This is a genomic window from Kolteria novifilia, from assembly GCA_007748055.1.
In the GTDB taxonomy this organism is placed as follows: Bacteria; Planctomycetota; Planctomycetia; order Kolteriales; family Kolteriaceae; genus Kolteria; species Kolteria novifilia.
Genome location: CP036279.1, coordinates 4,266,495 through 4,288,724, shown reverse-complemented (window position 1 = coordinate 4,288,724; position 22,230 = coordinate 4,266,495). Strand labels below are relative to the sequence as shown.

Here is a 22,230-nt window from a genome sequence, read left to right as displayed (position 1 = left end):
CCTGGGTAGACGTTGGCCCCAACGTCTGGTTTTGTTCGGAGTGATCGGTGGCGCCGAATCACTTTCGGTGGTGCTGTCGCGTCATTCGACGCCGCTGCCGCGTCACTTGCCCGCTTCGTCGCCGGTGAGTTCGAAATTGAAGGTGTTTGAACCCGACTGAACGTCGGCGCTGAGTTCGGTCGATTCGTTGAACTGGGGAGGGATGAATTGGATGGTCTCTTCCTCCATCTCGCCCATCTCGTTCTTGAAACGCTTCCCCGATTTCTTGGTCGCGGTGATGATCACCTTGTGTTGGCCGATGACCGGACCGCGGGAGGAGTCGAGACGATACTCGCCATCGCGAATCGTGGCTTGCGCGGGCGGACCCTCGACACCAGGAGCGGGAACGAACTGAACCGCCCCCAAGATGATGGGTTCTCCATTGAACGAAACCGACCCCGAGACGGATCCATGTCCCGCATCACCGCCGCAAGCAAGTGAAGTGAACGCGACACTCGAGACGAGTAGACAGACCCGCAGCACACGAAGGCACTTCATTGACGTCGGCCCCGACGCGAAGAGAGATTGGTTGGTTGGCCCCCAAGCCAGGAAAAGACGCTACCATGGCGAGACCGCGTTCGCAAGTCGAAAGCCGGCGACGGTTTGCTTGCCTCTAGTGCATTGTCAGATCCAAAAGCTCGGGTGGCACTGGCGGCTGGTCGGCCAGGGAGATGTGATCGTGGGTTCGCAACCCGAAATCCAGCGTTTGACGCAGCACCAGGAGGTTTCGACCGACCAATCTCCCGCAGGCCAGGGGAGTCGCCGGAGTCTTGGGGGGAGACGGCCAATCGCGGAGAAAGGTGCTTGAGCGACAGGCCTCGTTCTGTTGAAAATCGGACATGGCGGATAAAGCGCGAACGAAGAAACCACGGGCTCGACGCATCGTCAAGGCGACTGGCCTCGACGTTCAGACGGCGTTCTTTGAGCGGATGGGACAGCGGCAGCAGTTCCAGGAACTCTTCGAGTACCTTCCGGGAACGTATTTCTTCGTCAAGGATCGCGAGAGCCGCATGATCTACGCCAGTCGCTCGATTCTCGATCGCTTTGGCCTATCCGAGCAGTCGGAGATCGTCGGGACCAAGGACAGCGACTACTTTCCAACCGAAATCGCCGACGCGTTCGTTCGGGACGATCAACGCGTCATGAGTACCGGCGAACCCCTCATCAATCACGTCGAGATCTGGTACAACGATCAGCGAGTTTTCGACTGGTTTGTCAAGAACAAGCTTCCCGTCAGAGACACCGCTGGCTGCATCATCGGGGTAATGGGAACAGTGCAGAGCTACGAGGGGCGCCAAAAGTCCCTCTCGATGTTCTCCATGGTCAGCCAAGCCGTCGATCACATCCGAGAGAACCTCGAGTCACCCATCAGCGTGCCGGAACTGGCTCAAGTGGTCGGGGTGTCGCAGCGGCAGCTTCACCGCAAGTTCCGCGAGGCCTTTGGAATGAGCGTCCAGGAGTTTCTGGCGAAGACACGCATCCAGGCGGCCAGCGCGGCCCTCGTGCATACGTCCGACTCGATCGTCACGATCGCCCATCGCTTTGGGTTCTGCGACCAGAGCGCCTTCACCCACCAGTTTCGCAAGTACACTGGCGAAACGCCGCTCCGCTACCGCCGCCGTCACCATCGAGGCTAGCCCCGTTCCATGAAGCCTCGTTCACGTTTGGTGTGAGAGCTTGTTGAGTCACCGAAGAGTCGCGCAAGCCCAACGGCAAGCATAGGCAAGGCGTCCAAGAGAACTGCTAGCGACCAATGATCCAATCAAGACGCTCGATTTCGCGTCCCTGTGATGATCGAGGTTCGGTAAGAACCCGCTTGACTGCTACTGCTGCGCGGGGGCTTTCGTTGTCTTCTCGGTAGCGCCAGCATCGGCGGAAGACGAAGACTTCGGCTCCTTGGCATCAGGGTCGCTGGGCGTCGACGCGGAAGTCGCCTTTGAAGCCGTCGATGCCTCGTCCGACGGCTTGGCGTCGTCGCTCGGTGGTGAGTTCGCGGGCTGGCTCTGGTTCTCCGAGAAGGAGACCACGTCGGGGACCTCTTCGGTGATCTCCTCCTTTTTGGCGTCGACCTTGACACCGGGGCGGACCCGCAACAGGCCGTTGACGATCACCCATTCGCCGGCCTTGAGGCCTTTCTCGATGACCCGCAATGTTCCGACATGTTGTCCGATTTGCACCGGACGGAAGACGACCTCATTCTTGTCGTCGACCACGTAGACGTAACGTTGACCCTGCTGGGACCCGAGAGCTCGTTCGGGAACAAGCAACGACTCGTGGGGGCGACCGACGGGAAGTTGGATCCGGACAAAGAGGCCCGGCTTGAGGAACCCATTCTTGTTGGGGAAAACTCCGCGAACTCGGATCGTCCCGGTGCTCGGATTGACCCGGTTGTCGATGAAATCGATGTAGCCTCGGTGGGGGAAGTTCTCCTCGTCGGCGAGGGCGAGAAAGACGGGATAGTTGTCGTCCTCGCCGCGCCGTTCGCGCGCCCCGTCCTCCTCCATCATGCGTAGGTACGCCAGCAGCGAGCGTTCATCGACATCGAAGTAGGCGTACATCGGATCGACCGAGACGATCGTCGTCAACAGCGTCGATTCCTTGCCGGCGGCGTTGATGAGATTTCCCTGAGTGACGTACTCGCGACTGATGATCCCCGCGACCGGAGCCGTGACCCCGGTGAATTCCAGATCGAGTTTCGCTTGCGAGACCTCCGCCTTGGCGGCGCGGAGGGCTGCGTCGGCTTCGGTCTTCGCCACAAGGGAAACGTCGTAGTCCTCCTTGCTGGCGGCGCGTTTTTCGAGCAGCTTTTCGTAGCGTTTGAATTCGATGTCAGCGAGGGCGAGCTTCGCGGACCAACGCTCGACTTCCGCCTCGGCGGCTTCGAGCGTCGCCTTGTAGGGTCTCGGGTCGATCTGAAAGAGGAGTTGTCCCTTCTTGACTTCATCGCCCGCTTTGAAGGCGACCTTGTCGAGCCATCCGCTCACCCGCGCCCGGATATCGACTTGGTCGACCGCCTCGGTCCGGCCGGTGTAGACGTCGTGGTCGACGACGCGACGTTCGATGGGCTTGCTGATCGTGACGACCGGCGGCGGGGCTTCGACCGTCGTGGGGGTACTGTCGCAACCGACCAGAAAGAGCAGGGGCGAGGTGAGGGCGAGAAGGCATCGTCGCATGGAGCCCGTGACCAACATCATGGTGCAGTTCCCTTGTCGCGTCAGGCCATCGAGAGGAGAACGTTCGCGGCAACGCTCAAGCCCTGTTGTAGCACGACGCGCGCTTGGTGCCAGGAAAAGATTGCCGGGCGCGGAGCTCCGATCACGACTCCGCGTCGGCCTTGGGACGATAGAAGCAGGCCATGGAACGGGCGATGACCGGATAGCGACGCCCGGGGGCGATCAGAGGGCCTTGGTCTTCCGGAAAGAGGTCGCGGGGATAGGTATTGCCGGTATCGAAGAGGAGACGCCAGGGGCGACTCTTGTCCCCGCCCGCGGTCAGGGTAAATAGACACGCCACGATGCTCGAATTGAAGAGCATGAGGATGTCGTCGTCGGGGGGCTCTTGTTCTCCGTGGGAGGGTTGGCCGTCGATGAGGCACATCAGGGTGTGGTGATCGCGGTCCCAGTTTCGATGCTTGGCGTCGGCGTCATACCAGTTGATGTCGGCGACTTCGCGTCCGGGGAACTTCTTGCCGGTGAAGAACTCGCGTCGGCGTAGGACCGGATGGCGACGGCGGAACCAAATCAGGGCTCGCACGAACCGGTGAACATCTTCATGCTTTTCGAGCAACGACCAGTCGAGCCAACTGATTTCGTTGTCTTGGCAGTAGGCGTTGTTGTTGCCTCCCTGGGTGCGGCGGAACTCGTCGCCGCCGAGCATCATCGGCGTTCCCTGGGAGAGCAGGAGCGTCGCGAGGAAGTTCTTGATCTGGCGGATGCGCAACTTTTCGACTCGGCGCGACTTGGTCGATCCTTCGTCGCCGTGATTGTAGCTGGAGTTGTGGTTGTCGCCGTCGCGGCCATCCTCGCCGTTGGCCAGGTTGTGTTTGTGGTTGTAGCTGACCAGGTCGTTCATCGTGAAGCCGTCGTGCGACGTGATGAAGTTGACGCTGTGAAACGGCTTGCGTCCGGAGGCCTGGTAGAGATCGCTCGACCCGGTCAAGCGAGTCGCCAAGCCGCCCGTCTTGCCGGGATCGCCGCGCCAGTATTGGCGAATGTCGTCGCGGTAGCGACCATTCCACTCGGCCCAACGCTTGCCGGGAAAGTGACCGACTTGATAGGCGCCGGCCGCGTCCCAGGCTTCCGCGATGATCTTGGTATCGCGGAGGATCGGGTCGTGTTCGATATCCTCGAGTAGGGGAGGATTCGAGACCAGGGCTCCGGAACGATCGCGGCTGAGCACCGAGGCCAGGTCGAAGCGGAAGCCATCGACATGACAGTGCGTCACCCAGTAGCGGAGCGACTCGACGATCATCCGCCGCACCACCGGGTGGTTGGCATTGAGCGAGTTGCCGCAGCCGGAGTAGTCCTTGTAGTAGCGGCGATCGTCGGCGAGATGGTAATAGATCGCGTTGTCGATGCCCTTGAAGTTGATCGTCGGGCCGAGGTGGTTCCCCTCGGCCGTGTGGTTGTAGACGACATCAAGGATGATCTCGAGACCGGCCCGGTGCATCTCCCTGACCATCGTCTTGAATTCGTCGACCTGGGCGCCGGGAAGACGGCTCTTCGCGTAGCGGCCGTTGGGGGCGAAAAATCCGACGGTGCTGTAGCCCCAGTAGTTGGTCAGCCAGCTTCCGTCGACGGGATTCTTACGCGCGTGCTCGAGGTGATCGAACTCGTGAATCGGCAGGAGCTCGACGGCGGTGATACCGAGATCGAGAAAGTAGGGGATCTTGTCGATCAGGCCGAGGTACGTTCCGGCGGCCTGGGAATTCGAACTGTCGTGCTTGGTCAAACCGCGGACGTGGACTTCGTAGATGATCGAGTCGGCCAGCGGAATGTTGGGCGGTTCGGTTCCCTGCCAGTCGAAGTGGTCGCCGACGACGACGCACTTGGGACGTTCGGCGCTACTGCCACTGATCGCCGATCGTCGGCGGCTCTTGTGAATCGCGTTGCTGGTGAGCGCCTTGGCCCACGGATCGAGCAAGACGCGTTGTTTGTGGAAGCGATGGCCGTGTTCGGGTTCGTTCGGACCGGCGACGCGGTAGGCGTAGAGCTGGCCGACGCCGACGCCTGGGACGAAGATCGACCAAAGGTCGCCGCGCTTGTTTCGTTGGGTATTGAGACGTAGCTCGCGCGTGGGACCGGCGTCCGGTTTGTCGAACAGCAGCAGTGTCACCGCGTCGGCATGGCGACTGAACAGGGTGAACTGCGTGCCGCCGCCATGCGGAATAGCGCCACCGATGACCGATGGGGGAGGGCCGAAGGAGAGGGGCTCCGTCTCGTCACTCGTTTCGGAGATGGCGTTTTCCCCTTCCGAGGACGATCGTCTCTTCATGCCTGACTCGGAATGGTCCACTGCGAACGTGCGGGAACCGTGCCCCGAAGTGGTCTCGAGGACGTTCCCTCCTTGGGCCCCATTTCTATGGACGTCCCGAGGACGAGCAAGCAGGCGCCGTTCCCGTCAAGGACATCGTAATCGGTGAATCGGCTTCCTCTTTTCGCCGGGCCGAAGGGGAGAATGGGGTTCGTCTGGCGCGCCGGGGGTGTAAGAATCGAGAGAGGCGCCTACAAGTCAAGAGGACGACGTCCTCTCCGCTTGCGCGAGGGAGGGCGCCGGCGGTGGACGATTCGGATCGGATCGCGACCTGTCCACCGTGCCGAGTCGACGATCCTACGTTCCTTGGGGACGGCAGCGGAATCGTGAGGTGATCGATCGTGGTGGATGTCGAGTTTCGTTGGGCCAGGGCGACCGATGGGCCCGCTGTGCTTGAGGTGCTGACATCCGCCTTTCACCTGCTGCGCGAGTCGGCGAAGTGGCAACAGGCCAGGGAACTGGTCTCGCGGGAACTCTTTCGCTTTCGGCTGATGATTCGCGATGGCCGCGTGATCGGCTCGGCATGCGTAAGCCGGCACGGACTGCGGATCGGTCGCTCGCGCATCGAACTCGCCTACCTGGGGCAGGTCTCGGTTCTTCCCGAGCACCAACGTCAGGGCTTGGGCAGCAAGCTCATGATCGATTTGGTCGACTCCCTGCGCGAGGAGGGCTACGACCTCGCTCGCCTGAGTGGGCTGGTCCGCTTTTACCGCCGCTTTGGATGGGTTCCCTTTCCCAGACGATTCGTCGAGTTTCCGCTGCGCCACCTTCAGGCCGGGACGGTCGAGATGACCCTCGCCGATGTGCTCCAGCCGAACGACCCGGCATTTCAGCGCGTTCGGCAGTACAACCCCGCCGCGGACGGGGAGGCGTGCAAGGCGCTGATGCGGTCGTTCAACGAAGGGCGAACCGGGTCGCTGGCCGAGTGGTCGCAAGCGCCGATGAGCCCGTTCACTCCCGAATTGGGCGAACCCTGGCCGTTGGTCTATGAGGACGATGAGGCGATTCGGGGCTACCTCGCGAGCCACATGTTTGGGGCGGACATCAATGACTTCGTGGCGTCGGTCAACTTGCAGGAGGTCGCGCTGGACCTCGAGACGCCCGAGGCGGTCGGCACGCTCTTTCGGTACGTACTCTGGCACGCCCACCTTCGCGGGGCGCGGCGGGTCACGGCCAGACTGCCATGGGACGAACGTCTCTTTCGGATTCTCGCCGACAACGGCCTGCTGTTCGAGAAGGTCGAACTCTTCAACGCCGCGACCGGCAACATGCTTCATCTCTTCGACCCGCGCCGTTTGCTCGAGAAGATCTCGGCAGAGTTGGCCGATCGTTGGAACGCGAGCCATGGAGGGCAAACGTCGGCGTTCACCCTTCGCATCGACGGGACGAATCTGGGGATCGAATTGGGAGAGACCGTTCGCGTGACGCCCGACGACGTCGAGGGGCCGACGCTCTCTCTCGGCCATCAGCAATTCTTGACGCTGGTGCTCGGTTTGGCCCCGGCCGCCTCGGTGCTCACCGGGCTGGAGATCGCACCGGACCTACGCCGAGTGATGGAGGTGCTCTTTCCGGTGCAGCCGACCGCGACCGGGACGTGGGGCTGAGGACTCCGGCGTTGGCGAACCGTTCGACTAGCTCGTCAGGGTGACGCCGACGAACTCGGCAGCGTTGGTGGATTCAACAAGAGGCTGAGCACCACGTTGACCGTCTTGCCGGGAGGGAGATCGACCAGCGCTTCGGCCTTGCGGCCGCTCGCGGGTTTCGACGTCGTGAGCTTGTACTTGCCCGGCTTGAGTTTCTCGAAGGAGAAGGTCCCGTCCGGCTTCGTCTTGGTGGTCGCGGTCGGTTTGGGAGGCTCCTTGGAGGCGTCCTTACCCTTCGCGGTGCTTGAGGCCGACTTGGCCGCGGCGGCGGCGGCCGCCGCTCCCGTCTTCGGGTTGAGATCGAACAGATCGACGGTGAGTCCCGGTTGTCCCAAGGCGCCTTCGACGACTTTGCCCGTAATGTTGCTGGGGTCGACTTGCCCCTTCGGGATGACCTTGAGTGTGGTCGAGGCGAACGTGCTCAACCCCACCGCGTTGACCAACTCGACGCTCACATCGATTGCCCCCTTGGCTTGATCGCTGATCTGTAGATCCGCCGCCCAGAGGGTGTATGAGGCGTTGAGGGGCGCTCCGGGGATGGTCGCGACCTTGGGCGGCAAGGCTCCCTTGACCGGCTTGCCGAAGAAGAAGTTCGCTTTGATGATGCCCGAGACATTGTCGGTGCCGATCGCGTTGAACCGCAGGACCTGACCAGGGTTGGCGATCAACGGCGGGTTGAGAAACGCGACTTGCTCGGGGGGAACGTTGTCGAGGATCACGTCCCAGAAGTCGCGCGCGACCACTTGCTGGTCCTTGTCGATCAGCTCGGCGACAAGGGTTCGTCGCCCGAGGATGTTCGACGTGTTGAGGACCGGTTTCCAGTCGTTGATCGAGGCCTCGAACTCGAGGGCTCCTTTCTTGCCGTAGGGGGAAAAGCCGACCACCTCGTTCTTGGCGGTCATGAAGTTCTGAAGCAAATCGGTGACGTACGTCGCTCCGACGCGCCGGCCGAGTCGCACGCTGACGGTCGCGTTCGGGGGAGCGTTGTCGACTTCCAGTCGCATCGCGAAGGTCGCGCCCGCCCGCGAAATCCGAGGCGCGTCGATGCGGATGGCGGGGGTGAGATCGAGTTGCGGCGTCGTCGGGGGACCGAAACGATCGAACGTCGTCGTGAAAATGTAGGCTCGCTGTTGGCCGTCGACATTGAGGTAGACCGGTCCCGACACCGGAGCGGCCGTCGAGAACTCGATGTCCGAAGCGAAGAGTTGCAGCGCCGTTCCGTCGATGGGCAAGTCGCCGCGCATCGTCCCGCGCAGCGCGGCCCGGAATCCCGGAATCTGTTTCGCGGGGAAGACCATCTCGACCGAAGCGGGAGGGTTGGTCAGGGACCGATTGGCGGCGATGCCGACGCTGAGCCGATTCGACTGCTGACGCGGGGGCGAGATTGGCGAGTAAAGGATGCTGGTGACGGTCGTGTAGTCGCTCGGTTTCGCGATCGAGGACTGGAACGTTCGGGTCGCAATCTCCTTGGGCGGCTTGGTGCCGTCGTCGAGGACGGTCACGACGATGGGGCCCGAGAGCGACGGAAGCGATGGTTCCCTCTTGGCTCCCGCGTCGGCTTTGGGAGCGGCTCCGGAGGGGGCCGCGGGAGCCGGAGACGCCGCGGGGGGCGGGAAGGTCACTTTCCCGGTTTGGTTCCCTTTCACCGCCAACTTGGCGCTCGCGACAACGTCGCCGGCGGTCAGTTGGACCGTCAGGTTGCGGTCCTGGCTGCTCGGGTTGGCGATGTACAGGTAGAGCGGTACCGGCTTTCCGATCGGACGCAGTCGGAGATCGTTCATCAAGCCCGTGGGTTCGGTCGCCCCTTGCGCCAGGAGGATCTCGACCTGATCGATCCGAAAGGGCGACGGGTCGGGGAAGCTGACCAACTGATGGTAGGTGCGGCTTCCCACGGTCAAGACTCCCATGAAGCCGACGGGAGAGGTCGTGGGCAATCCGGAACTGCCGGGACTGAGGGTCGCGGTGACGGGGATCGTCGCTTGGCGCAGGGCGGATGTCTGGGCGGCGAGCGCTTCGACCGCCTTCTCGGGAACGCTCAAGTCGAGACCGGTGCCGCTGGCGCTCGTGGGAGCGAAGGAGATCTTCGGCTTCTCTTTGGGAGGCAACCGAAGGGTGACATTGAAGTCGTACGTCACCGACTGCTGATCGGGCGATGTCTTCACGAGAACCGGTTGGATCGAGACCTGGGTGCTGTTGGGAAGAATGCCCCCGAGGAGGAAGTCCTGAGAGGCGGAAGAGAAAAAGATCCTCGCGACGTTCGTGTAGGCGTCGGTACTGAAGTACTGGCTGGTCCTGGCGAGCCACTCCCATAGTTTTCGCGCGGCGCTGGCTCGCATTTGGTAGAGCGGGTCGGTCGTGGGACTCTCGAGTTCGGGAATCCGTTGGAGAGGATTGAGGATCGCGGTCAGACGCACCTTCTCGTTGGGTGACTTGGAGCTGTCGAACTGATCGAGAAGCTTCTCGGTCCAGACTTCGTTCAGGTACGAACTGACGGCTCCCCAGAGAGCGGGGGAAGCGCCCCGGCGACCGGCGAGCTTGATCAGCGCGTTGACTTCATTGATGACCTGGGGCGTGGCGTTGCCCACCTGAAGCAGGGTCACCGCCTTGTTCGCCTTCTGCTTGGCGGCCTCCTTGAAGGACTGGACCGCTTGCTGCGTTTGATCGCTCGAGACCGACTGCGGGTTGGTGATGAGCATATCCTGGTTCTCACGTTCATCCTGGCGGAGAACCGTCAAGACGGCGCGCTGTTCGTCGATAAGCAACGAGTTCCAGAGGTCGACGCGCTGAGCGGAGGCGATAAAGGGCGTTTCGAGGCGAAGCAGGACCATGCCGATCGAATCGCCCGTGCCACGGCCGGTGCGCATTTGGTTCGCGAACCGTTCGACGACGTCGGAGTCCGAATTGGCCTGGAGCGAAGTGAGGGCTTGCCCCAGATCTCCGGAAAGGGGGATCACCTCGTCGAGTTCCTGACGAAGCAGTTCGTCGGCCGAGAGGGCCGCGGCGCTTGGGCGACTGGCCATCATGCCGAAGAGCTTCTCGGCGGTCGTCGCGGCGGTCTGCCAATCTCCCTTCCGCGCCGTCAGCTGTCCCGGGGGAATGGCATACGCCGAGATCGACACCATCGCGTCGTCGAGGTTCTGCCAGCAGGATTGCACGACCTGGCTGCGGTAGAGGATGACTTGGTACGACTCGTCGACGCTCTTGAGGATCGGCTCCGCCTGGGGCGCCGGCGCATAGAGAGGCGCGAAGAAGAGGGCCAAGCCGTCGTGCTCTTTCTGTACCGTCACCGACAACATCGGCTCGATCCATTGGAAGGAGCGCGGATAGGCGGTGGCGGAGGTGTGGTAGTCCGAGAGCTGCAGGATGTTGTGTGCGACCCCCGTCGGCCAAGTGTTGGGAGCGTACGCCGCGGAGGCATGAGCGAGCTGGACAAGGCGAAGCGTCTCGACGTACTGAGGCGGTGCTCCCTGAAGGTTGAGCAGGCTAACGTAGAGGTTCAGGCGATCGGGGGTGGGAGACGTGTCCGCGAGGGCGGCTTGAAAGATGGCCCACGAAAGCGCGAAGGTGTCGGCGTTGCCGTACTTCTTCACGAAATCGCTGACGAGTTTGTCGGCGGCTTGGGTGAAGGCGTCCGGTTTCAGGCTTTGCTTGTCGGAGTTCCATTGGTCGATCAGTTTCGTGACCGCGTCATCGATCGTGGGGTCTGGCGTCGCGCCGACGTTCTTGGCTTGGGTCAGGGAGCGGGGCGTTGGTCGCGGAATGTTGGCGAGGGCGTTCATCTGCGAGTGTAGACGAGTCGTCGCTTCGATGACCCGCTTCTGAAGTTGGGTGACGTCGGAACCGTTTCGCCAGTTGCGCTCGGCCTGAAGAAGGGTGGCGGAGAGTTGGCGGAAGGTCCAGGGGGAAGCCTTGATCACCGACTCGCGTTGCCATTGGTCGAGCAGCGTCCAGCCGCCGCTGAGCCAAGTCGGGTAGGGAACTGGAGGAAAGACGCGATCGACGAGCGCCTTCTCTTCGGCCTCGGCTTTCTGTTTGGCCTCTTGTTGCTTCTGTTCCTCGGGAGTGAGCTTGGGTTTGGCGGGTGTCTTGCCCTTGGCGTCCTTCTGGGAGGCGGAGCTCTTGGGGGACGTGGCGCCACTCTTGGAATCGGACTTCGACGAGGCGCTCTTGGAGGACGAGCCATTCTTCGAGTCCGAGGCGCTCGAGGAGCCGTTCTTGGAATCCGCGGAACTCTTGGCCGACTGAGGGTCCGGGTAGCGTTTGGCTTGGACGGCCGCCAATTGAGTCGCGTTGGGCAGCGGAGCCATCGCCGGAGGTTCGCCATAGGGGACGGCGACAAGCATGAAGTCGTCCCCGGAGCCGATCATCTGTGGCGTTTGACGCTTGCCGCGCACGGAACTAGCCCAGCGATCGACGCGCGCCTGAACGAAGGCGCCGATTTCCTTGACCGAGACCAAACCGTCGGCGGATTGCGACTCGTTGTAGAGGTCGGCCCAACCGCGAAGCCCTTCCTCGAAGTAGTAGGAGAAGACGCTTCGACGTTGCGATTGGGACACGAGCGCGGTTTGTCCCGGTGAACAGGACAGGAGTACCAGCCGGGTCGGGTCGGGAACCTTCTTTAGTTCGTCTTGGACGAGCAATCCCGCGTCCTCCACCAGGTCGCCGACGCGAAAGTCGCCGATCGGCTTCATGATGTCCAGGACGAGCAGCTTCCCTTGGGCCGGACACTTCTTGAGGGCGTCGAGGATCTCCTTGAGAGCGACGCGCGAACTGATGTCGGCATGCCGGAAGTCGCGCGGCATGATGTAGAGGTCCCCCTTGGGACCGGTGATCGTAAAGGCCGACACGTAGACGACGACGCCGGCCATCGCGTCGATCTGGCTAAGATCGGTGAGCTTGCGGCGAAAGGCGAAGGCGCTCTCCGATTCGAACTCGACGTCGCTCGTTTCGGGAAAGAACATGCCCTGTTGAATCGCGTCGCGGTCGAGCTGTCCGAAGGGGTTGTCGGGGAGCAGAGGGCTATCGTAGTGAGTGACCCACAGCGGAATGAAGTGAGGCCTGGGTACTGGCCGCAGCCAGTAGAGCATCCCGGCCATCATGCCGATGAGGACGGCGCTGGTCGCCAACAGACCGAAGATGCGGCGCTTGCGAGCGGTCTTCGGATCGACGTGCAGTTGCGCGATCGCGCGCTCGCGCCAGATCGAGCGAACCGGAGCGACCGCCGGTGTCGAGGCGGAGGTTTCCTCGCTCGACTTCTCTTCCGGGTTTTGATCGCCTTCCGAGGCGGGTGGAGACGGGGGCTGCTCCGCCATCGTTCGGGCCTCCTAGGAGTTTGGCGGTGGGCCAATGGCCAGCACGTGCGTTAATCGAGTTTGACCGGCGGCACCGGCCGCACACTGTTCGGATCGGGGGCCTGAAGCTTGTCGAGCGAGAGTGTGAAGCCGCGTAGCTTCGCCTCGCGTTTGAACTCGTCGAGGGAGACGAGGCTCAAGGCCCGGAGTTGTTCCTCGACCTGGTCCGCGGTCGTCGGCCAGAAGAGACCCGTGTATTGGTTGACGGTGGTGTAGTAGCGGTGTTCGAAGCCGGTGGTTCCCAGCCCGCTGAGTCGCGCCCAGACGGGGCGGTTGGCGGCGTAGGAGACGCGGACGACCAAGCAGGTCGTCTTCTGGAACTTGCCTGGAGTCGTCTCGACGAAGTGGTCCTCGACGTTGACGCTCTCGATCTCGATGAGATCGTTGTCGACCTCGACGCGTCGGGCCACGATCCCACGGTAGTTGTCGAAGTCGCTGCCGCGAATCAGCGTCACCGACGGCGGCGTCGCTTGATTGGGAGTCCACCACGCGCTTAAGAGAGGCTGAACCGGCGCCGTGGTCCCCGGAAGCGTTGGCCAATGCGGCACGCTCAGGGTAAAGGCCGGAGCGGGGTAGCCGGTCTGCATGCGCCACGCGAGCGAGAAGGGATTGCTGCTCTCGGGCTTTGTTTGAACGTCGAACCAGACGCGTTGGGGACGGACCTGCTCGAGGACGAGTTGCCGGGCGCGGTCCTTGGTGTCCTCGAGTGTCAGGAGCATCTCCGCTTGGCCTTGGTCGAGGAGTTGATTCTGCAGCACCGCCATGCGCCAGCCGGCCGCCTCGGCGTTTGGCTTCCAAGGAAACTCCTCTTGCGAGTAGACCGCGCGTTCGAACTCGATGCCGTTGGGGGATGGGACCAAGTCGATGAGCAGCAGGTCGCCGCGATTGAGGGCGATTTCCTTCTGGAGAAGCTGGTCGGTCTTGACCCGAACTTGGTAGACACCCGGAGCGAGTCCTTGGGGATACCAGGAGATCGGTTGGCCGAGGGAACTGGCCCGCAATCCCTCCTCGGGACATCCCGGCGCCAGGGCGCCATCGGGCGTGAGCACCCAGTACCGCAGCTCCTGCCGCATCGCTTGGTCGAGCGCTCCGACGAGGTCGGCGGCTTGGCTGACCGAATACCACCGCCCAGGAAGGGGGAAGTCCTGGATCACGTCGAACTGTCGTTTTGCCTGGGATTCCTCGGTGTTGACGACCTTGAAGCCGATCATGTTGACTTCGATGCCGGTGTTCTGAAAGGATTCGTAGAGAAACGCGGAGATGTCCAACCCGCCGGGATTGAGGGTCGTGTCGTTGGCGAAGCGATTGTCCATGCCGTCGGTGATCACGATCATCGTCTTGAAGCCGGGGATTCGGACCAAGTCGTTCTTCGCGGCGACCATGCTGGCGACGATGGGAGATTCATTCCACGGCTGCAATTTGGGGTAGGAGACCTCGGCCATCACCTTCGAGAGGTTGGCGGGATCCCATTTCGCCGGCCCGTAAATTCGCTGAATCGTCTGTTCCGGCGGGACGGTCTTCTCGGGGCCGACCGCTTGGCCGAAGACCCAAAGACTTACCTGGGTTCCCTTCGCCAGGTTCGAGAGGACTTGGCCGAGCGCGGTGGTCGCCTCGACGTACTTGGTGCTCGAGTCGTAGACGCCGCTCGAGGGGGCCATGCTCCCCGAGCAATCGACGATGATCGAGACCGCGGCGTTGCTCGCGCCGAACTGTTCGTAGATCGGTCCGGCGGCGCGGACCGCGAGGGTCGCGTTTTGTGGAGCATTGATGCGACGCTGGTAGATATCCGCCAGGGGAAAGATGTCGACACTGGTCGATTGCTTGATCTGTTGGCCGCGGTAGAGCCCCTCGATGGTGATGGAAGTGTTCGTCGACATCGCCGTCTTCGGGCCGGGGGCCTTCTCGGCGTCGACCACGAGCGGCGATTGAGCGGTGCAGCTCAGGATCGCCGGCTTCTTATTCGGGATGTGTTGCCGGATCAGCCGCTGCAGCGATTGCGGCAGCGTCAAGTCGATGTTCTCCCCCGATACGGGCCAGAGGGTGACGTAGCCCTCGGGCACACTCGCGCTGCGCGAGGGGGCGATCGAGTAGTCGAGCATGAAACTGAGTTGGCTCGTTAGGTTGAAGACGGCGGGGCCTTCGATGGTGAGCGTCCCGGGAGCGTTGAGGCGACTCTGTTGCTTCTGGATCTCGTCGCGCTGCGATTGGCTGATCGCCAGTCGCCAAGCGTCGTCGAGATAGATCAATCCCGCGAAGCGGTAGTAGGGTTCCGCGGTGGGGTCGTACGCGAACCAGTGGTCCAAGTAGGTGCGTTCCGAGAGCCACAGCATCAGCTCGGTGATCAGATCGCGCCGAATGATCTCCCCGGGACTCTCGGTCAACGCGAACGAACCGACCCCATCGAGCTGCCGCGCCAACGAGTCGGCCTGCTGGAGATCTTCCGTCACTTGGACCGACTTCTCGGTCTTGGACGTCCGGCAGAGGTTGTTGATGGTCGTAGGCAGTTGCAGCCAGCGCAGGGCCTCCTGGTCGCCAACCGCCATGATCGAGTCCCACCACTCCCGATCGACTTCGAACGTCGCGAGCCGATGCTGGACTTGGTCGTAGGTCTCGACGCCTTGAGCGGTCGTCGAGTCGAAGAGTTCCTGGCCAATGACCTCGAGCGCCATTTTCCCCTGCCGGTAGGCGTACTGGGTCGCGAGGGAGCGTTTCTCCGAGGCGGTCGGCATCGCCGGTAGGGTCTCGGTGGCGGTCTCGGCCAGCAGGAAGTTGCGCGAAACCTGTTGTTGTTGTTGGATGATTTTGAGACGCAATGAGGCATCGGGATAGGGAACCCGCAGCGCGTTCTCGAGATCCCGCCAGACGGTGGGGGATTGTGAGTCGGAGACGCTTTGCAGAAAGGTCGCGTAGTCGTTCGCCACGCTCTGGTAGCCCGAGGAGACGCGCGCCGTCTGTTCGGCGAGTTTTGAAAGGAGCGTCGTTTCGTTGCTGGCCGACGACTCCGACGCGTCGGGGAAGATGCGCGTCGCTTGGTTCACCAGGGACATCAGCTCGTGCGTGTCATGCCAGAGGGAGGTCATCTTCACCAGCTTCTCGTTCTGAGGCCGGGCTTGGGTGACGTTGGGGATCTGGCGGCCCGCGACCCATTGGGAGAAGTAGGGAAGGATCGGCATCACTTGATCGCGCAATTGGATCGCCGCTTGAATCGTCTCCGCTCGCTTGAGGGCGCCTTCATATCCCTGCTGCGCCACGGTCATCAACTTGCTCGCCGAGGCGTAGTTGTCCTCGGTCGGCGTGAAGAGCAAGTCCTGGGCGAGACGCCGTTTCGAGTCGGCGGCGTCGATCAAGGGACGAATCGCTCCCTGAATTCGACCACTGTAGGGGAAGGGGGAGGAGCCGACGCCCAGGGCGGCCTGTTCGCCCAGTTGCCCGATTTCGATCGACTTCTCCGGCAAGGAGGCGTACTGGGCCGGAATCTTGTCGAACGGTAGGTCGCTGCCGCGACTGAGCATGAGCAGGTAGTTGACTTCCGCGGGGAGAGGGAACCGCGGATCCCTCATCAATTGGGCCAGTCCCGCCGCCTTCTTGATGTTCGAGGAGGGAAGCTGCTCGGCCTGTTTGACCAGGTACTGGAAGAAGACCAAACGCCGTAGCCGCTGTTCTTCATCACTTAAGTTCTGCCAGGGCTTCTGAATCGACGCCCAAACCTTCGACACGTCTTTGGGCGCGGCGCTCCAGAGTTTGTTCCACGAGTTCAAGTCGTCGCTGGAACCGGCCACCGATTGTCCGGCGATCACGGGCATCTGAAGGCTGTTCTGGAGCGAGCTGAGTTGGATCTGGCGAGCCTGCGACAGGTCTTGCTCGAGGTCGTCGAGTTCGACCGACAGATTTGCTGCCTGTTCGGTCGCTCCTTGGCGCATGAGTTCGTCGAAGCGCAGCAGTACGAAGAGGTACTGTTCCCACAGTTCGGGCGAGTGGGTCGATGGAGGTGGGATGCTCTTTGCGAGTTGCTCGTACTTCTGCCAGGCGGTGTTCAGTTCCGGCGGGATCGTCGTTCGTGGAGGATCCTTTGCCGTCTCGCTCTCGAACTTCTCGGGCACCTCCGCGAGTTGAATCGACTCGGCGCGGAATGTTCCCTCGCGTCCGAGGGGCAGAAGCATGGGAGTCTGAGTCGCGCCCCGATTGGTTCTCACCCAGGACGAGACCTCTTGTTGGAGAAACGTGTGCAGTTCGGCGACGGAAACGCGACCATTTCTGTCCTTGTCGCCAGCCCCCCGCAGCCCGTCGAGAAAGAAGTGGCCGTAGACCGTCTGGCGCCATTCGGGGCTCGCCCAGGAGCGTTCATCGATGCCACTAGCGCAAAGGACGACGAGATTGGGAACGTCGACGATCTCTTGATTGATCGCTTCCAACTCGCGGGCGAACTGGTTGGTGAGCATGCCCAGGGGCCAGTAGACCTCCAAGTCGGTCACGTCGAGCACGAGAATTTTATTGAGACTCTTCGGAAGTTTTCCAAGACGTTGGATGACACTCCGCATGCGAACGCGGTCTTCACTCGTGTTGGCGATACGCGCGTCCTGCGGAAGGAGGTAGGCTCCCTCCTGGTCCGCCCCGCCGTGAGCGGAAAAGTAGACGATCAGCGTCGGCGTCTTGACCACCTCGATCCCGTCGGCCCAGTCGACATCGACGCGGAAGGGGCGAACCTCGTTGCCAAGTTTCTCGACGCCGACATTCTTGAAGAGAAAACGTTGTTCGAGGAGAGGTTGGCCCAGGATGTCGACGAGCGTTTGCATCCCGTAGGTGTTGGGAGGCAGTTCAAGGTTCTTCTCGTAGGCGGTTCCGACCAGAACGATCGAAGAGGACTGTAGGGGGACGTACCAGAGGAGTACCCAGATCCAAACGCCGAGCGTCACCCCGAAGAAGAGGCAAAAGGCACCCACCTTGAGCAGTCGCGTCCGACGCCGACGTGCCCGGATGGGCATTTCCGGCTCCCGACGCCACTCCGGTGACCACGTCGACTCCTCTTCGACCGGCGTTTCTTGAGGTTCGGGACGCCATGAAGGTGTCGCCTTGCCCGGGTTGGTGTTATCCATGACTTCCTCGTCTCGAAGCGGCATTCACTAGCCGACTCATGATGCGTCGCCGGAACTGACGGGTCGAATCGCTGGCGGGTCGATGACGCGAGCCCATCGGGAGCCGAAAGCCGCCAATCGTGTCTCGGTAACTACCGGCCACGTCTTCCGTTCTGTCGTTGGCCGCGGCCGACGCGCCTCAACACTACATGAATCCGGAAGATGGGCAATGCGAGTTGCCGGCGAGCGATCGTCAAGGGCTCGGCATCGGGGTCAATACAGACGCTGCCAATAGCTCGTGCAGATGATGATCATGATGGCGATCAGGACCGTCATGCCGATGTAACCCATCCGTGTGTAGCGGTTTAGAGTTTTTTCCAGGTCGTTGGCTTCCGCGGTCCAAGAGACATAGTTCTGGTTTTCGACCAACAGGCGGAAGACGCCGGGAATGAACGCCCGCTCGTGGGGATCGCGCCCCGTGCCGGCTAGGTAGATGCCTCCAAAAAGGATCGGACCGCGCGATTCCGAGGCGGTGGCTCGCGTCAGCACGCGGGAGAGACGGGCTTGGCGCTCGACCAGAGCGTACATCAGCACGAACAGACGCGTGTTGTGCAGCATGATCCGCATCGGATCCTCGCGTCCGGAGCCCTCGACGCGGAAGAGCTTGTAGACGGCCGTTCGCATCAAGTCTTGGCAGAGCCACTCGACCCCGCTGTTGATCATGCGCGGAATCGCCTCACGCTCGATGTCGGGCAGGAGGGGAAAGTCGCGGCCCATTGGCCGTTGCCGCAACTCCGTCGGGATGCTGGAGATAAAGTCGGCGAAACCTGGCGCCGTTTCCAGATCGCATAGCAGCGCGAAGAGGGGACAGTGAATCTGTAAGACGCTTCGCACCGATGAGAGGTCCCGACGAATGATCGCCCCGGTCTGCTGGGCGCTTTCGTCCGAGTCGATCGCCGCGAATGGGATCAGCAGCAGAATACCGTTGAGCGGGCAAAACGGATCGCGGGCACGCTGGATCACGCGAAGCGTGTGCCGGAGACGAGCGGTGAGCAGTTCGACTTCCTCGGTCATGTTCAATAGCCGAGGGGTTCGCCCGGCTCGCAAACGGGCCGCGGCCATCGAGGAAGTGCTGGCGGAAGCGGTGGTCGAATCGCTGGAGCGGCCCGACGAGGAGCGTTGGGAACGCTGGTCCATGTCGGTTGCTTCCTCGGCCGAGATGGGAACCGCTTCCATTGCTCGCTTCGAACGCAGTCGTCTCTCGGTCTCTTCCAGCAGGCTTGCCTGTCGCCCGAGCAGGGAGTTGTCCGCGCAGGTGACGAAGATCGCTTCGGGGCTGCCGTAGACATAAATGGGCGAGTCGGGTCGGCGCGGCACCTGGTTGACGGTCCAGTCGATATCCGCGCTGGAGAAGAGGGCTTCCTCGGAACCGCGGGGCTTGCCGATCACCAGGAAAATGGGCACCGTCGACAGATCGATGCCTGCGTCGTTGAGCGAGATTTCCGCCTCTTCCCAGGCGCGATCGATGTCGGGGTATTGGGAGACCTCTTCCTCCTGTTGACTCAACATCTTCCAGATCCACCAACCCGACCAACAGAGGAGGTAGAAGAGGAGGAACAGAAGGGGGAGCCAGAAGATCCTGACCCAGGGTGTCGGAGCGCGCAAGACCCGCCCGAGGTCGAACTGGTAGTTGGCGAGGGTCAGGAGGCCAAGCACCAGCAATAGTGTCAAGGCGTGAAGCAACCAGCGGACAACGGGATGCAAGCGGCCCCCGGGAGCCACCTTCTTGAAGGGGACGAGGATCATCCCGAAGAATGACGCGATTCCCTTCCCGATACTTTTTAGGAACGCGAACATACCCCTCCCGGCGCTACCGACCCAGTTGGTCGACGATCATGAACGTGACGATTGGAATGACGAGTAGGAGCGTGGCGCCCGCGATCACGACCATGCGCTGCAAACGATCCCGTGCGCGAAGGGGCGGCACGTTCGTCGGCGGATCGATTTCCGGGGGCGCGGCCCAGGTGCGTCGCTGACTCTTGGCGATGCGGGCCCGTCCGGCGCTGATCCAACTTCGCAGTCGATCGGGGTGTTCGCGCAGTTCGCCACGAAATCCGAGGACGACGCAAAGGAAGTAGCACTCCAAGGCGTCGGTGCCGGGGCGAGACTCAGCGAGGCGCGCCTGCTCCCAGAATCGCCAAGCCCGGTCGTTGGTGCCGTAGAGCGATGCCTCGAGCTTGCGTTCGTTCCAGGACGAGCCCCAGGGGCTGTCGAGAATGAACATTTCGTCGAGCCAGCAGACCAGGGCGTAGCGAACCCCGAGAAACTGTTCGGGGCCAGGTCGAGAGACTTCGGCGATTGACTCGCCGGAGGAGAAGGTCGTCGCGGAGGCATCCCCTCCGAAGTCGATCCAGCGTTTGGATTCGATCTCCGAGAGGAGCAGACCCTTGAGAACGGCGTGCTCCGTTTCCAGGTCGGGACTCTCGCCTCGATCGAGGCGCCGCTTAAGCGAGAGGCCTCGATTGATGATGGGGTTGACCAAGTCCCCGAGTTCCGTGCGCATGGCGTCGGTCTTCCTTCATGGTCGGCTCGGCATGTCCTCTGCCGCTTGAACGCCCGGCGCTATCCGACCGGGATTGGGCTACTTCGCGTCTTTGGGGACCACGTAGAGCGTGAACTGCAGCGTGGTGTTCTGGCCGCCGGTGTTGATCGTCAGCACCTTTTGGCCTTGGATGTTCCCCGCAATCAGGTTTTCGTTCAATCGAATCGCCAACGTGAGCGATTTCTGCACGTTTTGCCACTCGGCTTCCTGCGACTCCTGATTGATCTGAAAGTAAATCAATCCGGGAATCGTGGGAAGGGCACGTGGCGGACGTGGCGTGTGCGTGAAGCGTAGGCCGGCTTGCCCGAACCGGAAAATGTTGTCGACGCGATCGGAACTTCCGATCTTCATGTCGAGTTGGCCACCCTTGGTGAGCAGCCGGATGCACTCCTCGGTGTCGAGTTCGCTTTGCACGCCGATATACATCTGCCAAATCGACTCGAGCCACACCGGTTCGAGCGATACCTGCATCCGAAGGCCGGCCCCGATGAACTGACGTTCCTTGTAGATCGGCTCGACGAAGATGTTCAGCATGGCGTCGATCTGCTTTTTCACTTGGTAGAAGCAGTAGCCCAAGTCGTCGTGGTCGTAGCGGGGCAGTTCGGGGGTCCGCCGCGAGCCGCCGAAGATCGCCAACTGGCCGACGATGCGGCAAAGTTGGACGTACATCTCGAGCGGGTGGACTCCCTTGGTGAACCCGAGCACCCCAAGGACGGCGCTGGCTTCGTTGAGCTCGCGCAACTGAGCGAAGATGAGCGAATCGCCCTGGGCGTGGCTGTCGAACGAGATCCCGCGCGAGACGACCTGGGAGGCGAGCAACTCGATCTTCTTGCCGATGCGATCGTAGATCGGATGAACGATCTCCGTGACCAGCGTGTGCCAAGCGTCGCAGGCGAGAACGGGGGGGATGTACGTTTGGTCGAGTTCCGGCGTCGCTTCCGCCTTGGGGGCACGCTCGATGCGCGCGATCGGCAGGACGTCGTAGCCGGTGTGATCTTGGGTTGAGAGCAAGAGCTTGAGGTTGAGCAGGCGGACCGTCACTTGCTGCGGGTTGACGCCCGTGTTCTCGTCTTCCAGCGGCTGGGTGTCGAGCAGATAGCGGGCGCCGTCGGCGGCGACGTTGCTCGCGACGTTGGCCCGGCCGAGGTTCACCACGGGGATTCCGAGAAAGACCGTGATGCTGTTGTTCGATTCGAAGACCGGCTTGAGGTCGAGCTGCGGAAGGACCCCGTCCTCGGGGACCGAGATGAGCGTTCCGTCATTCAGTCGCGCTTGGAGCCCCCGCACCACGAGGCGGAAGTTGGCCAGGGAATCGACATCGATGTCGATCTCGCGGAGTCCCCAGTTGTAGTGCACACTCCACTTGTTGTTGCGATGGCCCATCGCGACGGCGTGTCGTTCCTGCAACTGGAAATGGTGGGGACGAAGAAACATCCCTTCGTGCCAGTGAACGCTCCGAGCCGTCATGGGGAATAGGACCTCCGCGCGACGTGGGGTGGCACGTCGCCAAGTAGCGTTACTCGGCAAGGTTCGCCTGGCGCCAGAGAGCGTCGCCAGCCTCGGACGCTCCCGCGAGAGAATGGCGAATCCAGCATGACGTTTGAAATCCGCACCGCGCTCGAGCGATCACGAGCCCCGTCGTCAGTCCGCCCGTCACGCTTCGTTCGCGACGTCAACCAAGGAGAAGAAGCTCTGGATTCCCGTAGTCCCTGAAGATCTTAGCAGTCGCGACCGAGACTCACAACCCCCGCGACAACCCGACCGGAAGCGAAGAATCTCCCCGAGACGACTTTGGTCCCTACACCTGGCGTAACCCGAAAACCCCGCGCCGAATCACCTCTCACTTCGTGGACCGACTCCTCGATTTCCGGTGCGGTCGAAACCCGGACAGGGGAATGCGCGAGCCGGGCGCCGCCCGTGCCGAGTGCCTGCCGCGTCGCCGCGATCCCCTTCGCGTGTCGTGTTACCAAACTAAGGGCGGGATGGCCGTT

The 22,230-nt window shown here is 62.2% G+C and carries 10 protein-coding genes; 2 read left to right on the top strand and 8 right to left on the bottom strand.

What is annotated here, in order from left to right:
- Window positions 1-102: 102 nt before the first annotated feature.
- The gene (locus Pan216_RS15715; RefSeq protein ID WP_145259187.1) at window positions 103-405 is read right to left on the bottom strand and encodes a hypothetical protein; all 303 of its coding nucleotides are present in this window, start codon (window positions 403-405) and stop codon (window positions 103-105) included.
- A 473-nt stretch (window positions 406-878) separates the two neighbouring features.
- On the opposite strand from Pan216_RS15715, the gene Pan216_RS15710 reads away from it, so the two are divergent.
- On the top strand, window positions 879-1,676 hold the full coding sequence (locus Pan216_RS15710; protein WP_419192584.1) for an AraC family transcriptional regulator: 798 nt from the start codon (window positions 879-881) through the stop codon (window positions 1,674-1,676).
- 186 nt (window positions 1,677-1,862) lie between these two features.
- On the opposite strand, the gene Pan216_RS15705 is transcribed toward Pan216_RS15710, so the two are convergent.
- Both Pan216_RS15705 and glgX read right to left on the bottom strand, forming a co-directional pair.
- Window positions 1,863-3,233: an efflux RND transporter periplasmic adaptor subunit gene (locus tag Pan216_RS15705; protein ID WP_145259186.1), complete on the bottom strand. Its 1,371-nt coding sequence runs from the start codon at window positions 3,231-3,233 to the stop codon at window positions 1,863-1,865.
- A 121-nt stretch (window positions 3,234-3,354) separates the two neighbouring features.
- Window positions 3,355-5,532: a glycogen debranching protein GlgX gene (glgX, locus tag Pan216_RS15700; RefSeq protein WP_145259184.1), complete on the bottom strand. Its 2,178-nt coding sequence runs from the start codon at window positions 5,530-5,532 to the stop codon at window positions 3,355-3,357.
- Window positions 5,533-5,912: 380 nt separating this feature from the next.
- Between glgX and Pan216_RS15695 the strand changes: the two genes are divergently transcribed.
- On the top strand, window positions 5,913-7,175 hold the full coding sequence (locus Pan216_RS15695) for a GNAT family N-acetyltransferase (RefSeq protein WP_419192583.1): 1,263 nt from the start codon (window positions 5,913-5,915) through the stop codon (window positions 7,173-7,175).
- 35 nt (window positions 7,176-7,210) lie between these two features.
- On the opposite strand, the gene Pan216_RS15690 is transcribed toward Pan216_RS15695, so the two are convergent.
- The 5 genes from Pan216_RS15690 to tssK form a co-directional block, all read right to left on the bottom strand.
- Window positions 7,211-12,526 (bottom strand): carboxypeptidase-like regulatory domain-containing protein, encoded by a 5,316-nt coding sequence (locus Pan216_RS15690; RefSeq protein ID WP_145259180.1) that lies wholly within the window; start codon window positions 12,524-12,526, stop codon window positions 7,211-7,213.
- A 50-nt stretch (window positions 12,527-12,576) separates the two neighbouring features.
- Window positions 12,577-17,658, bottom strand: coding sequence for a hypothetical protein (locus Pan216_RS15685; protein WP_145259178.1), 5,082 nt, complete (start codon window positions 17,656-17,658; stop codon window positions 12,577-12,579).
- A 252-nt stretch (window positions 17,659-17,910) separates the two neighbouring features.
- A complete protein-coding gene (locus Pan216_RS15680; protein WP_145259176.1) occupies window positions 17,911-19,494 on the bottom strand; it encodes a type VI secretion protein IcmF/TssM N-terminal domain-containing protein in 1,584 nt (527 codons plus the stop codon).
- A gap of 13 nt (window positions 19,495-19,507) precedes the next feature.
- Window positions 19,508-20,200: a DotU family type IV/VI secretion system protein gene (locus Pan216_RS15675; protein WP_145259174.1), complete on the bottom strand. Its 693-nt coding sequence runs from the start codon at window positions 20,198-20,200 to the stop codon at window positions 19,508-19,510.
- Window positions 20,201-20,278: 78 nt separating this feature from the next.
- Complete coding sequence (gene tssK / locus Pan216_RS15670) at window positions 20,279-21,706, bottom strand: type VI secretion system baseplate subunit TssK (protein ID WP_145259172.1); 1,428 nt, start codon at window positions 21,704-21,706, stop codon at window positions 20,279-20,281.
- Between the last annotated feature and the right edge of the window lie 524 nt (window positions 21,707-22,230).